Source organism: Thermogemmatispora tikiterensis (assembly GCF_003268475.1).
Lineage (GTDB): Bacteria > Chloroflexota > Ktedonobacteria > Ktedonobacterales > Ktedonobacteraceae > Thermogemmatispora > Thermogemmatispora tikiterensis.
The window spans coordinates 2,559,016-2,576,251 of the sequence record NZ_MCIF01000002.1; the positions used below are offsets into that span (position 1 = coordinate 2,559,016).

The following is a 17,236-nucleotide window of genomic DNA, read 5'->3' on the forward strand; positions in this document are numbered from 1 at the left end:
CCCGGTCGCCCGGTCTTTGCTTCAGCCCTGTTCCAGCGTTACTTACTGGGCAGCTGGTTTGCAGGCGAGCCCGCCATCCGATCAGGCCCAAGGAAAGGCCTCCAATAACCAGAAAAGAAAAGATCAAGAGAGACGGGAGCCCAACAAAGGGCTGCAACCAGTGCTCTGCTTGATCTTGTTTGAGGCGTTCGTTGTTCACGAGACTCTGAGCGGCACGAGGAGCGTCAGCCCTATGAAGCTCTTCTGGTCTTCTACCTCATCTGAGCGGGGAGCGTGCTCACTCAACCATCAAATGAGACAGGAGCCAGAGCCACAGGACTCCACTCAACTGCGCACTTCAAAGCCGAGAGCAGTTGCCTATCCCCGCCTGCTCTCGATCGGGGGGAGTGCCCGGACAAACCTTCTCACTCCCTGCAGGGTCAGGGCGTCAGGGGAGCAGATGGATGGCAGCTAGAGCTGCACACCCAAAGAGCGCTACCCCTGCTAATATGATGATGAGCAGTAGCAGACAGCGTGTGCCCCACCGACGAACAACAGCTCGCTGCACTGCCCGTTCTACCACCAGCTCCTGCTGTCGAGCGGTCATACTTAGCTGCCGCACAACCTGGTCATGGATCTGACTGGCGAAGCGATTCTGCTGCTCCACAGGCTGTTCTCCCTGGTGCTACCTGCGTTTCCCGACGATTCTGCCCCCGCATGGTATGGTCTCTCTACAGTCCGCGTAAGGCGCTCTCCTGGGTCCCGCTTGTCGCCCACTGCCCAGACCCAAGCGTGGCAAGGGATCGCCTCCAACCGCCAACTGGAGAACCTGCAGACGAAAGGAGGACCAGAGAAGCGATGGATTTCACCTCCCTGGCCCGGATCTTGATTGTGCTCGCGACCAACTTTAACCCATTCGCGCCGCTGCTTGAGATGTTCTTTACTACCTCACCTGGGTGGACCACGCAGAACGCAGCAGTGCTCCTCGCCTAGCGAACGCTTCTAGCAATCTCCGGCGGCGCACTGGGTTTGGTAATCATCGTCGGAGCGCTTCAGATCATGCAGAGCGATGCCACCGGGACCATGCACATGCCCTTGGGCCAGTTCGTCGGGAGAATTCTGCTCAGCGCACTCCTGATGCATAGCTCAGCCTTTCTCGGAGAGCAGCTGATCCAGCTCAATAACCAGCTCTGTGGTCTGCTTCCAGTGAGTGCGCATTCCTTTATTACTCTGCTATTACTCTGCCTCTCTGGCCTATCATCAGCAGCGGGGCAGCCTGGCCTGGTATGCCAATCTGCTCAATAGTATCGGGCATGTCTACCGGTTGCAGGGGCGGGTCGAGGAGGCACTGCGCCTCTGCCTGCTGGGCCTGCGCGTGCGTGAGGAACTGTGGAAGCAGGGCCAGCTCGATGAGCGCGCGGTTGGCCTCTCGCAGAGCACGCTGGCCCTGATGTATCTGGAGCATGAGGAACTGGTGCAGGCGGAGCAGCCTTTCCGCCGGGCCTTCGAATGCTATGCCCATGTGGGCTATCGCAGTGGCCTGGCGGCCACCTCTAACCGCCTGGGGCAGGTGGCCCTGCTGAAGGGACAGTTCGAGGAGGCCGATACCTTGCTTCGCCAGGCTGAGGCGCTGGTGACCGGCTTTGATGAGGAGGTTTTCATCACCAGTCAGTACTAGCAGGGGCGGGTGGCCGCAGCGCAGGAACGGTGGGAGGAGGCGGTGGCCCACTGGCAATGCGCTTGTGGGCACGCGCGCCAGGTGCAGGATCGCGCCCAGCTGGCGACACGCCTGGTCGCCCTGATGGAGGCGCTTTTCCACCTGGGTCGGCACCAGGAGGCGCAGGCGGCCTGGCAGGAGGCGTGCACCATCGCCGAGGAGGAGGGCTATTGCTATTGCCTGCTGCTGAGACGAGGTGAGGAAGTGCCGGGGAACCTGGCCTATGCGGCGGGCCGTTGGGAGGAGGCGATGGCGCACGCTGTCGAGAGCTGTGCCTGGATGACGCGTCATCATGTCTTGGAGTACCAAAAAGCGCAGCGCCGCTTGCTGGAGCGCCTGCTGGCTCTGCCTCTGACAAGCGTCCCCGAGATGGCCCAGCGCGTGCGCGAGGGCTGGCGACAGCGGGGTCTGGCAGAACGCTATCCCGAATTAGACCAGGCCTGTGAGGAGATCCTGCAGTTGCTGCCGGACCTGGCCCGCGGGCCAGGACAGGGAGGCGGCCCCTGACCCCTGATGGACCGGGATGAGGAGCGCTCGCGCAAAGGCGCGGCAGACGCTGCTGACCGAGCGGGCAGCCTGGAGGGGCCTGGCGACAGGGGAGCAGCTCGTCGCTGGACCCCTCCAGAGCGAGAGCCAGGACAGGCGGGGGCTGGCTGGCACTGCCCAGCCTCGTCGCTGCGAGGATCTCAGCCCCCGGCTGCTCACACAGCGCTCCTCGAAGGGCTTCCGGCACACTCCCAGGGCCACAGGGCCTGGCGGCCCCATGGCAGCAGAGAAGCCGTCATGGTCATGGATAGCCGTGTGTTGAGGATCGTCGAAGTGGCTTGACAGAGGCCGCTCCCCCTGCTATGTTACAGCGAGTATCGTCAGAATCACCAAAGCAGTCCGCCTGGGATTGACAGGCGATGATCGATCGAAGCCTGAATCTGGTAAGGCGCCCGTCAGAGACGCGCTCACCGAATCGATGAAGGAAGGATTCGACCGCACTCGTTGCTCACATCCCTCTCCCCAGCGTTATTCCCCTTCTCATTCAGCCTTAAGGAAGGTAGGAAAGGAAGGGTCCTTCCGCTCGCCCCCTGTCTCCATCCCTCCTCAGCCTGTTGCCGCGGCAAGGACATGGTCTTGCCCGTGCCCGAAGCTTCGGCCCTCAGCAAGGAAGCGGCACCTGCCTCCGGCCTTGCAAGCGGCTTCCCGCTGTCCCGTGTACTTGATCCATCTCACCCGCCTGTGCCCCTCATGAGCGTCGAGGAACAGCGGTCTCTGTGCCTGGCGCTTGCCATCGCACCGCGTGTTCCGGTATACTTCCCTGCAGAGGGAACACCTGCCTGGCGGCAGGGTGTTCCTGCCACTGCCTTGTTGTGGAGGAGCAACGGATGCCGGAGGACCCCGTGGGAATGTATCGTAGCACCATTGCCCAGCTGGCCCAGACCGGTGTGGCCACAGAGCACACCTATCGCGCTGCTCTTGCTCGCTTGCTGGAAACGCTTGCGACGGGAATCAGGGTGATCAACGAGCCCCGTCGCATTGCCTGTGGGGCGCCTGATCTGGCAGTGACCACCACGTCCGGAACCACCTCCCTGACTATTGGCTATGTGGAGACAAAAGATCTGGGACTGGATCTGGACGCCATCGAGCGCGATGCTGCCCGGTCTCAGCCACGGACTGAGAATGGACGACAGCTGCAGCGCTACCTCAGCTCGCTAGAGAATCTCGTGCTGACGAATTACCTGGAGTTTCGTTGGTATGTTGGGGGGAATAGGCGCCGACACGCTTGCCTGGCTCCCCTGCAAGGTCAGCAACGCTCCCAGGTAAGCCCCCAGGCCCACCAAGAGGTGCGCACGCTGCTGGAGAGCTTTCTGGCACACCGTGCAGCGCCGATCTCGAAGCCAGCCGAGCTGGCCCAGCGGATGGCACGGCTGGCCCACCTGATTCGCGAGGTGGTGGAAGAAGCCTTTCGCCGCAAGCAAGCCTCCCCTATGCTCCGCGATCTCTATCACTCCTTCCGTGAGGTACTCCTGCCCGAGTTAACGGAAGCGGCGTTTGCGGATATGTTTGCCCAGACCCTGACCTACGGCCTCTTCGCCGCCCGCTTTCACCACCGAGGGCCACAGCCATTTCGCCGCACCGATGCAGCCCGAGAGATCCCTCGCACCAATCCGTTCCTCCGCAAGCTCTTTGGGACCATTGCAGGAGTCGAGCTGGATGATGAACCCTTTGTGGGCTTTGTCGACGAGCTGGCGGAGCTGCTGGCGCTGACTGATCTCGATCAGGTGCTGGCTGACTTCGGCAAGCGCAGCCGGCGCGAAGATCCCATGGTCCACTTCTATGAAACGTTCCTGGCAGCCTACGATCCGCAGCTACGTGAGCTGCGTGGTGTCTACTACACTCCTGATCCGGTCGTCTCCTACATCGTGCGCTCGGTTGACCAGCTACTGCGCGCGTCGTTCGACTGTCCGGAAGGGCTGGCAGACGCCACGCAGGTGCAGGTCACGCTGACCACGGAGCAGGGGGAGTCGCGTGTTGAGACGGTCCCACGGGTCTTGATTCTGGACCCGGCATGTGGTACGGGAACCTTCCTGTATCACACCATTGCGCTGATTCGCGAGCAGTATCGCCGAACAGGTAATGCAGGGCTCTGGTCGGGGTATGTGCGTGCAGCTCTATTGCCCCGGCTGTTCGGGTTCGAGCTGCTGATGGCCCCATACGCAATGGCCCATCTGAAGCTGGGGATGCAGCTGGCGGGATTGGATTTGCCGCCGGAGGAGCGCGCTATCTGGGCCTACGACTTCCAGTCGGACGAGCGACTGCACATCTATCTGACCAATACCCTGGAAGAGGCGCTCAAGCGAGCAGAGCTGACCTTTGGCCACTATATTTCAGACGAAGCGAACCAGGCAGCGACGGTCAAGCGAGGATATCCCGTGATGGTAGTGTTGGGCAATCCCCCCTACTCCGGCCACTCAGCCAACCAGGGAGCCTGGATCAGGGATCTGCTGCACGGGAAGGAGCGTGGCAGGGAGCGTCGGAGCGCGAATTACTTTGAGGTCGATGGGCAGCCGTTGCGCGAACGCAATCCCAAATGGCTTAACGATGATTACGTGAAGTTTATCCGCTTCGGCCAGTGGCGCATCGAGCAGACCGGCTATGGGATTCTGGCGTTCATCACGAATCACGGCTATCTGGATAATCCCACGTTCCGCGGCATGCGCCAGAGCCTGCTGGAGAGCTTTGACGAGATCTACCTGCTGAATCTGCATGGCAACAGCAAGAAGCGGGAGCGTGCTCCCGACGGCTCGCGCGATGAGAACGTCTTTGATATTCAGCAGGGGGTGGCCATTGGGATCTTTGTGAAGCGGCAGCAGCCAGGGATCGGGCAGGAGAAGCCACCGGCTCGGGTCTTCTACGCGGATCTGTGGGGGCCGCGCGAGGTCTACGAGCAGTACGGGGAGGAGCGTCGGCTGGTGGGGGGCAAGTACGCCTGGCTGGCGGAGCACGATGTGCAGACCACAGCGTGGGAGGAGCTGGCACCTTGTTCACCGCTCTATCTGCTTGTTCCACAGCGCCAGGATCTGAGCCAGGAATATAGCCAGGGCGTGAGCCTGCCATCACTCTTTCCAGTGAACAGTGTGGGGATTACAACAGCCCGCGATGCTCTCACCATTCACTGGACCCGGGAAGAAGCCTGGCAAACTGTCCAGACATTTGTGGCCTTGCCTCCAGAGGAAGCGCGAAGCCACTACCAGCTGGGTCCTGATGTGAGAGATTGGCAGGTGGAGGCTGCTCAGCGCGATCTCAAGCAGTCGGGACCCTCACCTGCACATCTGGCCCCGATTCTCTATCGGCCCTTCGATTTGCGTTTCACCTACTACACGGGCCGGTCACGCGGGTTTCATTGCATGCCACGCGGTGAGGTCATGCGCCATCTGTTAGCAGGAGAAAATATCGCGCTGGTCACAACCCGATCCGTCGAGATCGGGCAGGGATGGGAACATATCTTCTGTTCCAGGTACCTGGTTCAGCATCACACGGTCTCGCTCAAGGAAGTCAATTATCTGTTCCCCCTTTACCTGTACCCTCAAGCGAGTCAGCCAGCTTTGCCAGAACTCCATCTGGAGGGAAGCCAGAGTCAACGCCACCCGAATCTTGCTCCCTCGTTGCTGGCTGATTGGTCAGGCCGGCTGGGTCTGACCTTTGTCCAGGAGGGAGTCGGGGATCGAGAACACACCTTCGGCCCCGAAGATGTCTTTCACTATCTCTACGCGATTCTGCATGCTCCTGGTTATCGCGAACGCTACGCAGCATTTCTCAAGAGCGATTTTCCGCGTGTGCCTCTCACCAGCAATCGTCAGCTCTTTGCCGCCCTCTGCCAGCTCGGAGAGCGGCTGGTCGCGCTGCACCTGCTGCGCACCAGTGACCCGGCGCGTCGCCCCACCTATCCCGTCGCTGGCTCCAACCAGGTCGAGCGGGTGGCCTTCGTCGCCAACCCCTCGCCCGAGCAGGGAAGGGTCTTCATCAATGCCACTCAATACTTCGCCGGCGTCCCAGAGGCTGTCTGGACCTTTGAGGTCGGCGGCTATCAGGTCTGTGCCAAATGGCTCAAGGATCGCAAAGGACGTACGTTGACCTTCCAGGATATCGTGCAGTATCAGCAGATCGTGGCAGCGCTGGCGGAAACCATCCAGCTGATGGAGCAGATTGACGACGTCATTGAGGAACACGGGGGCTGGCTGCTCCGCTAACCGTCGGTCTGGCACAGGAAGAAGGCCGGCATCTCGGCGAGCACGTCTCCTCCCAAAAACAAAAAAAAGCCTCGACACCCGGCGGTCGGACAGGGTGGACAGGGAGGCTGGCCTCCATCGCCGCAGGCCGCCTCCCTGTCTCTCATCGCTTCGCGCAGGCGCTGCCTCGCTCATCCTTCCCGTTGTCCGGTTGCTCTTGCTCCAGGGCAAAGCGGACGCCGGAGCCGAGCGTGAACTCATGGGTGTGTGCCCATTGCAATAGGGCAAGCCCAGGATTCGGATCACGTGGCAAGAAGAAATGCTTGACCGGATCGTGCCGGAAGCGCGCCGGAAACCTCTGACGCAGCGACGCGATCAGTGCAGCGTCGTAGGGGAAGAGGAGCATGAAGCCTTCCCCAGATGGATGGATGGCCAGGTGGCGCATCCCTCCTCTCGTGTCCCGTGGACGTGGCAGGGAGGCGGGGTCTATCCCTGCGCGCTTGAGCTGCCGGGCATACTTCTGCGCCAGCTTCCAGGCCCGCTCGAAGGCCGCCTCAGGCCAGGCAGCCAGGGGCAGGCGGGCCAGCCAGTGACCCAGGCGGGTATCTACACCGCTGAAACCAGCCCCGTCTCTCCGGCGGGCCCCATCACAGACGGCAGCCAACTGATCAATGGCGGCTTTGAGCGGCGCATACTGCGCTCGATCCTCTTCTGAGAACAGGTGAAACGTCGTCTCTTCCATGATCGATCTCCTTTCTGAACTGATTGCATGCCCGCGAACTGCGGCGTCGACGGGGGGCCTTGCTGGGGGAAGCGGAAGCGACGAGCGAGGGAGGTCTGCACAGGGCAGGGGAAGCAATCGTGCTGCGCCGGCTAGCAGCTTCTTCCAGGTCCGTTCTGGGCCACCGTGTCGGCTCGCCGCGGTGCGACCCGCAGGAGGCTGACCATTCTGCCCATTCGGCTGACGCAGCTGCTGTTCCCGCAGCCGTTTGCATCGGGGCAGTACATCATACTGGTTCGAGCCGCTCACCACTCGCCTGATCTCCGTCATACGGTAGATTCCGACCGCTAGACCAGGCGAGCCAGGGATGCCTGGATCTCAAGGCCCCACGTCCAGAGCGTCCAGAGCGTTTCCTGCTGAGCGTTCCGTGCCCGGCGTGACCCTGATGAAGAGATGGCCCTCCAGGCGAGCATAGCTTCGCCCGTGCACGCACAGATCGATCCAGCTCAGTGTGTCCCCATCCAGGTAGGGCTCCCAGAGCCCATCCGGAAAGGAGAGCAGGCGCCCCCGGACTGGGAGGAAGCTGGCAGGCGAGCCAGATCCCACATACCCCGAGGAGGCGATTCCTCGTTGCTCAAGGAGTTGTTCGATCCCTGCTCGGAGCATCTGAGAGAGAGAGACGTCCCCATAGCAACGATCGATGTAGATCACCCATCGGCGGAGATGCGGACAGAACAGCAGGCGCAGGATACAGCGCGCTTCCATGCGTTGTAAGGTCCAGCGGTCCCGGATGGCTTCGAGAGAGGAGGGAATGTACGCCACCAGCATCCCCGCATCAAGGAGATTGCTCGGAAGCCGCCGTTGGTATGAACTGACACTCTCTTGATCTAACGCTTGACACGTTCGATAGCTTCTGCCACTTCCCATGCTCAGAATATCCCACGGATGAGCACTGATTATCAAGATTCTCTGTCCCTCCTTGGCCCCGCGATTCTGGTATTGCTGGTACCAGCGAAGGATGCATTGTCTCTCCTCTTCCGACCCTTCCCTCTGCCCAAGCGCCTCGAGGATCTTCCCCAGGCGAGGACTCCGGGTCCAGGCCGGTCGGGGAGGACCGGAGCAGGCCCCGATCTCCTTGAGACGCTCTGCATGCGCTCCTAGCAAGCAACCACCATAGAATTCGGGTTCCTCGACCTCTCGCAGGAGTGCGATCAGCGACGGACTGACCCCGAAACGGGCCAGTTCATCCAGCAGGGCATGCCACCAGCTGGGGACACTGCGCTGGCAGGGAGAGATGCCACAGAGACGCCTCAGAATCGCATGCCTGCGCCGATACCCGGGGAAGGGGACCAACCTCGCTAACGCGAATGTATCGTACTGCTCTTGCGTCCGTACCAGCTCGGCGGACACATCGGCGAGCGTATCTGCAAATGATTCGAGGGTCGATTCTGTCGTCATAGATGGTACTCCTTTCGACAATGGCTGCGGTAAAGCAGAGAGACGGAGGGAAGTCGAGCAACAGGCGGCAGCACGGATTGAGAGGAGGCCTCTGTTCCCGGAAGAGGGAGGCCAGTTCCCCCTTCCAGGAACAGTTTCGCGCGACGAACGGCTGGGCTGGCGCCTGCCGCCTCACCATGATGCGGCTCAGTGTTTCAGCCACTGCACTGGTCTTGCTGCTCCTGTGGTCACAGATGCCCTTGCTGACGGCGAAAGCTGGAGCACCCACGTCGGGCCAGGATCAGATGGTCCAGCACGGGCAGATTGAGCAGCAGCCCGGCTTGAATCAGGGAGTGGGTCATGGCTTCATCCTCGGGCGACGGCCTTGGATCGCCGCTCGGATGGTTATGGCAATGAGAAAGCTCGCGGAGCGCCGGAGCGCCTCGGGGACAATGGCGAGGAGAGTCAGGGTCAGGTCACAGGGTCGCGGCAGCCAGCACGCTCCAGAGTTCCTGCAGGCCTTGGGCGAGCGGAGCCAGGCCGATCTCCTGCTTCGCGCTCCAGCTGCCGAGCCACATCTGCCAGGCTGCCTCCAGCCTGGCTCGATGCGGGCAGGCCGCGAAGAGAACCCAGAGTTCACGATGCAGGGATGCCGATCCCATCACGGCGCTCTCTGGCTCCTGGCCAGCTTCCCAGCGATAGGAACCGTGATAGAGCACGGCTCTGCCTGAGCGATGCCGCCTCGGTCTCCCAGCAGACTCAGCCTCTCTTGTTTCTCTCGCGCCGGCCTCTCCATACTCGCCATAACAGCACCAGTGGACCTGCAGGTAGTGTTCTGGCAAATCGAGTGACCAGGCGGTAGCCTGCTCCATCAGGTGCTCTAGCTGCTGCACACTGCCGACCTCAAGGAAACCAGGCCGGTCAGCACCCCAGGAGGGAGTGATCGCTCGCTTCCTCTCAGCAGCGCCTGCGGGTGCACTGCGATGAGCCACGTGCTCCAGGGCCTGCCGCAGGAGCGTGCTGGCCTCGGGGGTCGGCGGCACACGGAGCGGGCCAAACAGGTCCCGGGGGACTGGCAGCTCCGGTCCTGATCGAGTCGGCAGCACCCAGCGAGCACGCAGCAGCGTGCGATCCCAGGTGAGGACAGCAGCGTTTTGCTCCTCATTCTCACTGGCACCGGCACGAGCCACTTCGAATGTCGCTTGACTCCACCCCTTGCGCTCCCGAAGCTGACAGAGGGCCAGGAAGGCCGCATGTGCAACGGATGGGTCCAGTGAGCCTGCCAGCTCCCCCGCCACCACCAGTGCCTCGAAGCGATTCTCGGCCTCTACCAGCAAGCGCTCCAGATCGGGAGCGGCGAGCAGATCGGTTCGCTGCCAGCCGCGCGCCAGCGCCGCGGCTTCACGAGCGAGCTGCTGCTGCTGTTCTCGCTCTTCTTCCAGCGTCCGTGGCGGAGGAAAGCGCCGTTTGAGCGCAGCCAGCAGTACCAGCAGGCGCTGCAACAGGGAACGCTCTGCCTCTTCCAGACGGGCATCATAGTGACACCACAGGTGGCCGGTGGGCAGTTCATAGCCGCCCTGCGCCAGGGGAACGAGAGGATGAGAGACGACCAAGAGATCTTCCACCTGGATGCCCGCCTGCCGGGCCCGTTCAAGGAGAGGGAGACAGGCTGGCGGTGTAGGCAAGCGCAGGCAACGCCTTCCCAGTTGGCTGGAAAGCCAGTGCAATTGTTCCTCAATCGTCATAGCAACTCCTTTCGCCTCTTTCAGCAAAACCATCCCCGCACAGCAGGCCGGCAGGGAGGGGAACAGATGAAACCGGCAGAGAGCCGCGGAGCCTCTGCCGGGCACGTCACGTTCAGGAAGTCCCAGCACCCTGACCCGCCCCTCGGGAGCGGCTTGCGCTCGCGGGCCGCTGCTGAAGGTAGACCGTCATCGTGCCAACCCGGACGCGGACGACCCCTTGTGTCTCTCCGCCCGCGTTGGAAGAAGACGGGATGAGCCAGGACGGCTTCGCGGCCTCGTGAATCAGCAGCAGCAGAGCGCCCCTGAGAGCACAGAGCTGGCGAGTCCCCCAGAGCGCGTTGCTCATCCCTCTTCCTTCCGCGCCGCGAGCCGGAAGGAGACGCCCCACGAACGGAGGGCAGATGCCAGCCTGTCCATCTGGTTGCAGCAGAGGAGCTGGACGTCGGCCCCTCCTTGCCGTCGTAGGGCACTGATCAGCAGACGGGCCTGGTCCTCCCGTAAGAGCGGCACCGCCTCACGTACCGCCATTTCGAGCCAGCGCTCATCCGCCTCGTCATCAGGTAACAACAGCACGGTCTGCAGTCGGGGCCGGGCCTGCGCAGCGGCTTGCTCCCAGCGCTGCCACTGGAGGGCCTTGCTCCAGACAAGCCAGAGCTCCTCTGCATCGTGCACCGCTGCCGGCTCCAGCATGACCTGGGCCGGATCGGAAGGGGCCTGCCGGAGAAAGCGCGTCTCCCGGATGCCCCCAGGAACGGTTTGCCTCATGCTGACAGGGACCTCACCGTTCGTCGTGATGGCTATCTCGAGCTCCGGATCAGGAACAGGCAGCCCCCTGCTGGTCCAGCCCACGTGGGCTACCAGCAGTCGGTATCGCTCAGCTGGCAGGGGCACGGCAGGCGTCCACGCCGCGATGAGCAGCGGCTCATAGGGATCGTTGTCCACATCCAGGCGAAAGAAACGGGCCGGGGACTCGGGCACGGCATCCAGGAACGGCAGGAGTCCGGCGGCCTCTCCAATGGCCCGCGTGCGCTGGACCAGCCGGACTAATGGAGAATGTTTCAGGGGTTTCATCGATCACACTCCTTGTTGGTTTCGCTTGGAGCAGCAGCTCTCGCCGCTCCAAGCACACGCGATAAGGTTCCCAACCAGTGCCAGTCCGCTCTCCTCACTCGGACCTGGATGGCGGGGATTGTGCTTGTCCAGGCCTCCTGTTGATGCAGATCCACTGCGTTTCCGCTGCAGGGAACGTAGACAGGGAGAGTGGACAGATCGAGGGTTTGCTGCTTGCCTCAGACGCTTGTCACTACCGGCGACGGGGCCGGCGCAGCGCCTTTGTGCGCTTTGTGGGCAGGGAAAGGGGAGCGAGGGGCAGATCTTCAAAGGGGAGGGGAAGCAGCACCACGTCCCCGACTGGCAGGGGCGCCCAGGTCCGCTCTTCGGAAGGAGTGGGAGGGGTCTGAACTGGAGCGAGCGCGGGGAGCGTGGCATCCCCAGGTGTCTCTCGAGGCGCGGCTTCCTGACAGGGCTGCTCCTGAGCTGGATCATCCAGGCCAGTCACACTGGTCAGCTGGGACGGCTGCGCGTCGTGGGCTTCCAGCAGGGCGAACGTTTCACGGGCCAGCGTCATCAGCAGTCCCTCCTGTTCTTCCTCTTCTCCCTCACTGCCCAGGGCCACCAGCCCCTCTTCGGTGGAGCCGAACTCCATTGCTTCCACGAGCAGGGCCTGCCGGGCCTTGCGGGCCAGATGGCGCAGCAGACGCTCGCTCATGGTCTGCTCGTAGGCCAGAAAGGTGACCTCGACATCACCCGTCTGCCCTGGCCGCCAGGAACGGCGTGCCGACTGGCGCAGGTCGGCGACAGAGGCAGGAAAGCTGAAGTAGATGATCCGCCGGAAGGCGAGCAGGTCCAGGCCGACCTTCACCAGCCGCGGGTTGGTGAGCAGGACATCGACCCCTTCGGCCCGCAGGAGGCGCCAGAGCCAGGCTTCGCGATCGACGGGTGCCACCGTGTCGGCCCGCAGCAGCGCCACCCGCAGCGGCTGGCCGTCTGGGCGACGCAGCTGCTGTTCGAGCAGACGTTTGAGTCGGGGGAGGAGATCATAATGACCCGTCTCGCCACAATAGACCAGGACAGGAGCGTCCTGCCTGGCCCGCTGGACCAGGCTGAGCAGCTGCTCCTCCAGGGGATAGCACTGCTCGCCCGGCAGCGCTGGTGCGGTTCCCAACACCGTTCCATGCCTGGTTGAGCAGCTCCACTCTCTCCAGGGGAAGAGTGGATAGAGTAACAGTGCCTGCAACCACGGCGCCAACGCGGAGCGGTCTCCGCTGGCCAGCAGGCCTCGGAGGACCTGGGTGATCTGCCGCTCAAAGGCATGATAGGCAGGCCCTAACGGTCTCCCCAGGGGAACCAGCAGGACCCGCTCTCGATACGGAACCAGGTCAGGAACCACCTCACGCAGTTCCGTGAAGCTGCCTACCCTGGTCAAGAGCACGATTCCCTCGGGACTGAAGCCGGGGATTTCCTTGATCACGGGCATGCCCAGCCGTATCCGTCGCCGTGAGAGGACCCCATCGGCCTCAGCCTCTTCCCGGCGGCTTTTGCGGACGCGCTGTAAACAGCCAAAGCGGCTGATCCAGCGTTGCTCGTCTTCCCAGCCGAACTGGCGTCGCACTTCCGGCAACAGCAGATAGCTGGGGTGGAAGAGGCTACTGGCGAAGCCGTTGGACAACGTTCCCGTCAGCAGGAGGCTGGCACGGCAGGCCTCCATCAGGCTCTGGCGAGCCTGTTCCAGAGCCGTGCCATTCCCTCCTTCGTGGGCCTCGTCCGCAATCAGCAGCCCGAAGAGGCCTCGGTAGCGCCGACGCAGATAGTCGGCCAGGGGATAGCGCTGCCGCTGGCCCATCGCTCTGGCCTGCCATGCCCCCTCGCCGCAGAAGCAACAGCGGTACTTGATCCGACCGTCTGGTTTCCCTACCTGCTCTTCACTGGCCAGCTTCTCGTGCGGCAGACTCGCCAGCTCTTCCACGAGCGTCGGACGGCCAGGCTGATGGAGGCGGGCCATCAGTGCGGTCTCATGCTCCCTGAGCAACTGCTGATAGCTCGGATCCTGTCTGGCCAGTTGCTCGCGGAGGGCTTCTTTGTGGGTCCGACAGGCCAGCTCGCGCTCGCGGAGCAGTCCATCGAGCTGACAGGCCAGACGCTGACAGGTCTGGCAAGCCAGCAGGTACTGATTCAGACACTGGTTCAACCGTTCCCCCTGCTGGAGCAGCCCCCCAGGCTGAGTGGCCTTGTCCACAGTGTGCTCTCGCAGGTGCTCCAGGATGCCATCCAGGAGCGTGGTCAGCTCTGGATCGCTTTCACCAGGCGGAAGACCCCCGATACGATAGCGTTGTTCATCCTCCCCAAGCTGCCTGTATTCCGGCAGCTTCCAGAGATACTCCTCCAGGCGTTCTCGGGCTGTCTGCAGGGCTTCTCCTGCGGCTCGACCAGCCTCCTCGTATCTCTCCTGGAGCTGATGCCAGGCCAGCAGCGCTGGTGCAGCGGGCCTGGCGGACGGAGACCAGGCCCGCACGCGACTGGATTGGGCGAGCAGCGGACGGAAGCAGGAAGGACAGGCAGGCACCCTGATGGAGCGGCCTTCCGCATCCCGTACCAGGGTCACCTGGCTCACCTGCTCCCCACCACGGGCCTTCGCCGTCCGTAAAGGAAGCCCATGCCAGGCTGGCTGCCAGGGACCGCCCAGTTTGGCATCGCTGGTCGTGAGAATGAGCACATGAATCGGCTTGGGAGGGAGTGGGCTGCTTTGCCGTTGTGCCGCTCTCACGTGCTGGCGCCAGGCAGCCAGGTCACGGCGGATACAGGCCACTGCCCGATCGAGGCACTCGATGCGTCCTAACCTGGTTCCAGTGAACGAGGGATCGAACCGGCGGTAGTCCTCCAGGGCCGTCCTGGCTCCTTCAGCTTCCACCTCTCTCCCCTGATGCTGGGCCTGCCTGGGGACTGGTGCCACCGGCTCTACGATGAGGACCCTGGCCCGGGGAGGCAGGGTCTCCTCAAGCTCGCGCTTCCACTTCCCCGCCAGGATTGGTGGGCAGCAAACCAGGGCGGGGAACAGGTGGAGGGCCTGATAGGAGCGAGGGACGGATGTCCAGGTACCACAGGCATAGAGATCAGACGCAAAGGCGCTGGCGATGGCCATGAAGGTCTTGCCGCTGCCCATCTCCGCCGAGAGCAGTTGCCGGCGCAGCGGAGACGGTGAGCGCGTGAAAGCCATCACATGTGCCAGGATCGTTTCCCGTTGCTTGCCCAGGGGGACTCGCTGGAGCTGGGAGAAGGCCGCCTCAGCCCAGGGTACCTGTGCCTCCGAGACAAAGCGCGGCGGGTAGCGCTGCTGAATGGCCTGGAGCAGCACGGCGCCATACCGCTTGAGGAAGGTGGTCAGAACAACATGCTGATGGCGAACCTGCCTCAGGTCTACGCCTGCAGGCAAGGGAGCTTCGCGTCCTGGAGGATGGATCAGCAGCAGCTCCCCTGTCTCCAGATCCAGTGCCTGGAGCGATCCGATGAAGACGTCACTCCGCTTCTCGATCATCTCTTCGGGGGTTTCCTCCACCGAAACCACCTGATCCTTCCAGGTCTGCCCCTTGAGCAGGAGCCGTTCGCCGTCTACCTGGATCAGCGTGCGGTCTGCCAGACCGGCAGCTGCCAGCAGCGTAAGATGAATCGGCTTGAACGCATGGAGAGGAGACCAGCCGGAGGAAGCCTCCTGTCCTCCAGACGCAGCGAGGGAGACATGGAGCTGCCACCAGTCCCGGTTCGCCCAGACACCTGCCAGAGGCCGGGCGGTCTGCGACTCCCAACAGAGCTGCCTGGCCAGCCGGTCCGGCTCAAAATGCCCGAGGTAAAAGCAGGGGTGCTCGCCTGTCGGACAGCGAGGGAGAGACCAGCGGGGTCCCCCCCGAGCAAGGGCAGATGCCTCGGGCAGAACAGGGATATCCTTTCCCGCCCGAGCCCAGTCCCTCAGCTGCTCCAGTTCACCAGCCACCGCTCCTACTGGTAGAGGCGTTCTACGGCGTCGGGCGAGCAGCACCACCTGCTTGAATTGCTCATACTCTGGAGCGGGAAAGCGGAAGCAGACGAGCTGGTCATACTGAGTCGCCAGATATCCAGCCACCTCCCGCTCTCGCAGGACCCATTGCGGAATGATGAAGATGAGGACGCCTTCCGCGCACAGGAGCCTGCTGGTACGTTGGAGAAAGGTGCTCTCTAGCCGCCTGGCACTCGTCTGATCCCAGTCATATGGTGGATTGAGATACGCTAGCTGCCATCCTGCCCATGACAGGGTGGTCTGAAAAAAGTTGCCGTGTAGAACCCGATCGAGACGACTCCGTGCCTGACGGGCCAGCGAAGTCTGGATCTCGATCCCCCAGGTTGAAAGAGAGCAGGACGTCTCGTCCCCACAGGCTGGCTGGAAGCACGCCTTCAACCGCTGCGCCAGGAGCGCTAGCGCCCGGCCATCGCCAGCGCAGGGGTCGAGGAGCCGGGCATGGGCAAAGCAATCAGATGGGAATGTCAGCAGCGCCGCAATGCCTTCCACGACGCGCGGGGGAGTGGGAAAAAATTCAAGCTTGACTTGAGCTGCAAGACGTGCCATACTGTTTACACCCTTATGGGAGGTGAACACGCTGCTCCGTGACTGGCACGAACGAGCAAGCGTGTCCACCTCCTTGCTGGCTAGATGTCGGTTAATCGATCCAGTACGCCAGCATGCAAGCCCTCCTGTATGTCGGCCAGCACACCAGCGGCTTCCGCCTGGCAGAGCCAGGCGGAGGTGAAAATCGGTTGCGGCGGTGGCTCAGCCGGCAGCTGATCCGCGAAGGCAGCCTCGGCTTCACCACTCGCCTGGGGGAAAAACCAGCGGACCGTGAGTGGAGTCACCCACTGCCGCCGCTGGGCGGCTTGCCAGAGCCAGGCAGCCCAGCGCTCATGCAAGGGCCACGGCACTCGCCGATCCAGCCGGTGGAGATACGCCACCTCCGCCTGCTGGTCCGGGGGAACCAGCAACAGAAACGGGCGACAGGAGATCGCTGGCGATATGGCTTTGTCCGAAACGCCCAGGTTGGAAGCAGGTTGCTGGGCACTCCGTGGCTCCAGCAGCGTGAGCGCCGGGCATTCGACGAGGGCGTGGAGCCCCAGGTCCCCCAGCCCGACCTGGCTGTAGGTCCAGTGCCAGGGCCCCTGGTCCTTGAGCGGAGCGACCTGATGGGCCAGAATCACTGATCCTATCCCCTTGATCGTCACCGGGCCTGGAGGCATATGCACCAACGCCGAGAATATCCCTCGGAGCAAAGCGCTATCTCCAGGAGCCCCTACCAGAGACAGCAAAAAGAGCGGGGATACCTCCCGCCCCTGCTGCTCATCCCAGAAGGGTTCTCCGGCAACATAGCCATGCACAAAGGCTGTATACTCCAGCTCCCCCACTGCAGAGGGACGCCGTTTCCTGGAAGGCTCCACTCCGATCCTGGGGAGAGCCGTGTGCTCCACGATCCCTGGAGGAACCTGATCACGACGATGGTGCTGACGAGGCAGCTGCTCAGACATAGCATCACTCCTTCTTACATCTACTGATGGTGTGCCCGGAAGCACACCGCTTGCGAGGAAAGCACTGAGAGAGAAAAGGCCAGGAGAACAGGTCAACAGAGCTCAGTGATCGAGCGTTGTACCTGCGGCAGCCAGAGAGAGCCTTGCAGGCGGTAGCACGTTCGCCCCCGGTAGACCCCGCGCCACCCCAGCTCCTGTGCATCTAGAGAGGGATAGAAGAGCGGCTCAGGAAACAACTGCAACGGCCCTTTGACCAGGAAGTAATCGCCCTCTTGTGAGGAGGGCAAACAGAGACGACGTAGGAACGCCACTGATTCCC

General features: G+C 62.7%; 13 protein-coding genes and 1 pseudogene. 4 read left to right on the forward strand and 10 right to left on the reverse strand.

The window, feature by feature from the left end; translation table 11 throughout:
• Window positions 1–427 precede the first annotated feature (427 nt).
• Window positions 428–646: a hypothetical protein gene (locus A4R35_RS10400; protein ID WP_112429081.1), complete on the reverse strand. Its 219-nt coding sequence runs from the start codon at window positions 644–646 to the stop codon at window positions 428–430.
• A gap of 191 nt (window positions 647–837) precedes the next feature.
• Here A4R35_RS10400 and A4R35_RS24995 point away from each other — a divergent pair, with 191 nt between their 5' ends.
• Window positions 838–972: a hypothetical protein gene (locus A4R35_RS24995; protein WP_262982327.1), complete on the forward strand. Its 135-nt coding sequence runs from the start codon at window positions 838–840 to the stop codon at window positions 970–972.
• Window positions 973–981: 9 nt separating this feature from the next.
• On the opposite strand, the gene A4R35_RS24280 is transcribed toward A4R35_RS24995, so the two are convergent.
• Window positions 982–1,122 carry a hypothetical protein gene (locus tag A4R35_RS24280; protein WP_189361640.1) on the reverse strand — a complete coding sequence of 47 codons (141 nt, stop codon included), beginning with the start codon at window positions 1,120–1,122 and terminating at the stop codon, window positions 982–984.
• Window positions 1,123–1,189: 67 nt separating this feature from the next.
• Between A4R35_RS24280 and A4R35_RS10405 the strand changes: the two genes are divergently transcribed.
• The 3 genes from A4R35_RS10405 to A4R35_RS10420 all read left to right on the forward strand — a co-directional run bounded on the left by A4R35_RS10405 (window position 1,190) and on the right by A4R35_RS10420 (window position 6,435).
• Window positions 1,190–1,657: a tetratricopeptide repeat protein gene (locus A4R35_RS10405; RefSeq protein ID WP_112429083.1), complete on the forward strand. Its 468-nt coding sequence runs from the start codon at window positions 1,190–1,192 to the stop codon at window positions 1,655–1,657.
• A 9-nt stretch (window positions 1,658–1,666) separates the two neighbouring features.
• Window positions 1,667–2,203 (forward strand): hypothetical protein, encoded by a 537-nt coding sequence (locus tag A4R35_RS10410; protein WP_112429085.1) that lies wholly within the window; start codon window positions 1,667–1,669, stop codon window positions 2,201–2,203.
• Between the two features lie 866 nt (window positions 2,204–3,069).
• Entirely contained in the window at window positions 3,070–6,435 is a 3,366-nt protein-coding gene (locus A4R35_RS10420) for a type ISP restriction/modification enzyme (RefSeq protein ID WP_223258289.1), read from the forward strand.
• A gap of 142 nt (window positions 6,436–6,577) precedes the next feature.
• On the opposite strand, the gene A4R35_RS10425 is transcribed toward A4R35_RS10420, so the two are convergent.
• The 8 genes and pseudogenes from A4R35_RS10425 to A4R35_RS24690 form a co-directional block, all read right to left on the reverse strand.
• Window positions 6,578–7,156, reverse strand: a complete 579-nt coding sequence (locus A4R35_RS10425; protein WP_112429091.1) for a hypothetical protein — start codon at window positions 7,154–7,156, stop codon at window positions 6,578–6,580.
• A gap of 357 nt (window positions 7,157–7,513) precedes the next feature.
• Complete coding sequence (locus A4R35_RS10430) at window positions 7,514–8,593, reverse strand: hypothetical protein (protein ID WP_112429093.1); 1,080 nt, start codon at window positions 8,591–8,593, stop codon at window positions 7,514–7,516.
• 227 nt (window positions 8,594–8,820) lie between these two features.
• A pseudogene (locus tag A4R35_RS10435) lies at window positions 8,821–8,976 on the reverse strand (JAB domain-containing protein); the annotation flags it as partial.
• A 72-nt stretch (window positions 8,977–9,048) separates the two neighbouring features.
• Entirely contained in the window at window positions 9,049–10,317 is a 1,269-nt protein-coding gene (locus A4R35_RS10440) for a hypothetical protein (protein ID WP_112429095.1), read from the reverse strand.
• A gap of 342 nt (window positions 10,318–10,659) precedes the next feature.
• Window positions 10,660–11,388: a DUF6908 domain-containing protein gene (locus A4R35_RS10450; RefSeq protein ID WP_112429099.1), complete on the reverse strand. Its 729-nt coding sequence runs from the start codon at window positions 11,386–11,388 to the stop codon at window positions 10,660–10,662.
• 232 nt (window positions 11,389–11,620) lie between these two features.
• Entirely contained in the window at window positions 11,621–15,970 is a 4,350-nt protein-coding gene (locus tag A4R35_RS10455) for a DUF6094 domain-containing protein (RefSeq protein ID WP_112429101.1), read from the reverse strand.
• An 80-nt stretch (window positions 15,971–16,050) separates the two neighbouring features.
• Entirely contained in the window at window positions 16,051–16,917 is an 867-nt protein-coding gene (locus A4R35_RS10460; protein ID WP_112429103.1) for a hypothetical protein, read from the reverse strand.
• A gap of 92 nt (window positions 16,918–17,009) precedes the next feature.
• Window positions 17,010–17,236: hypothetical protein (locus A4R35_RS24690; RefSeq protein WP_223258290.1), on the reverse strand; the 227-nt coding region annotated here is incomplete at its 5' end.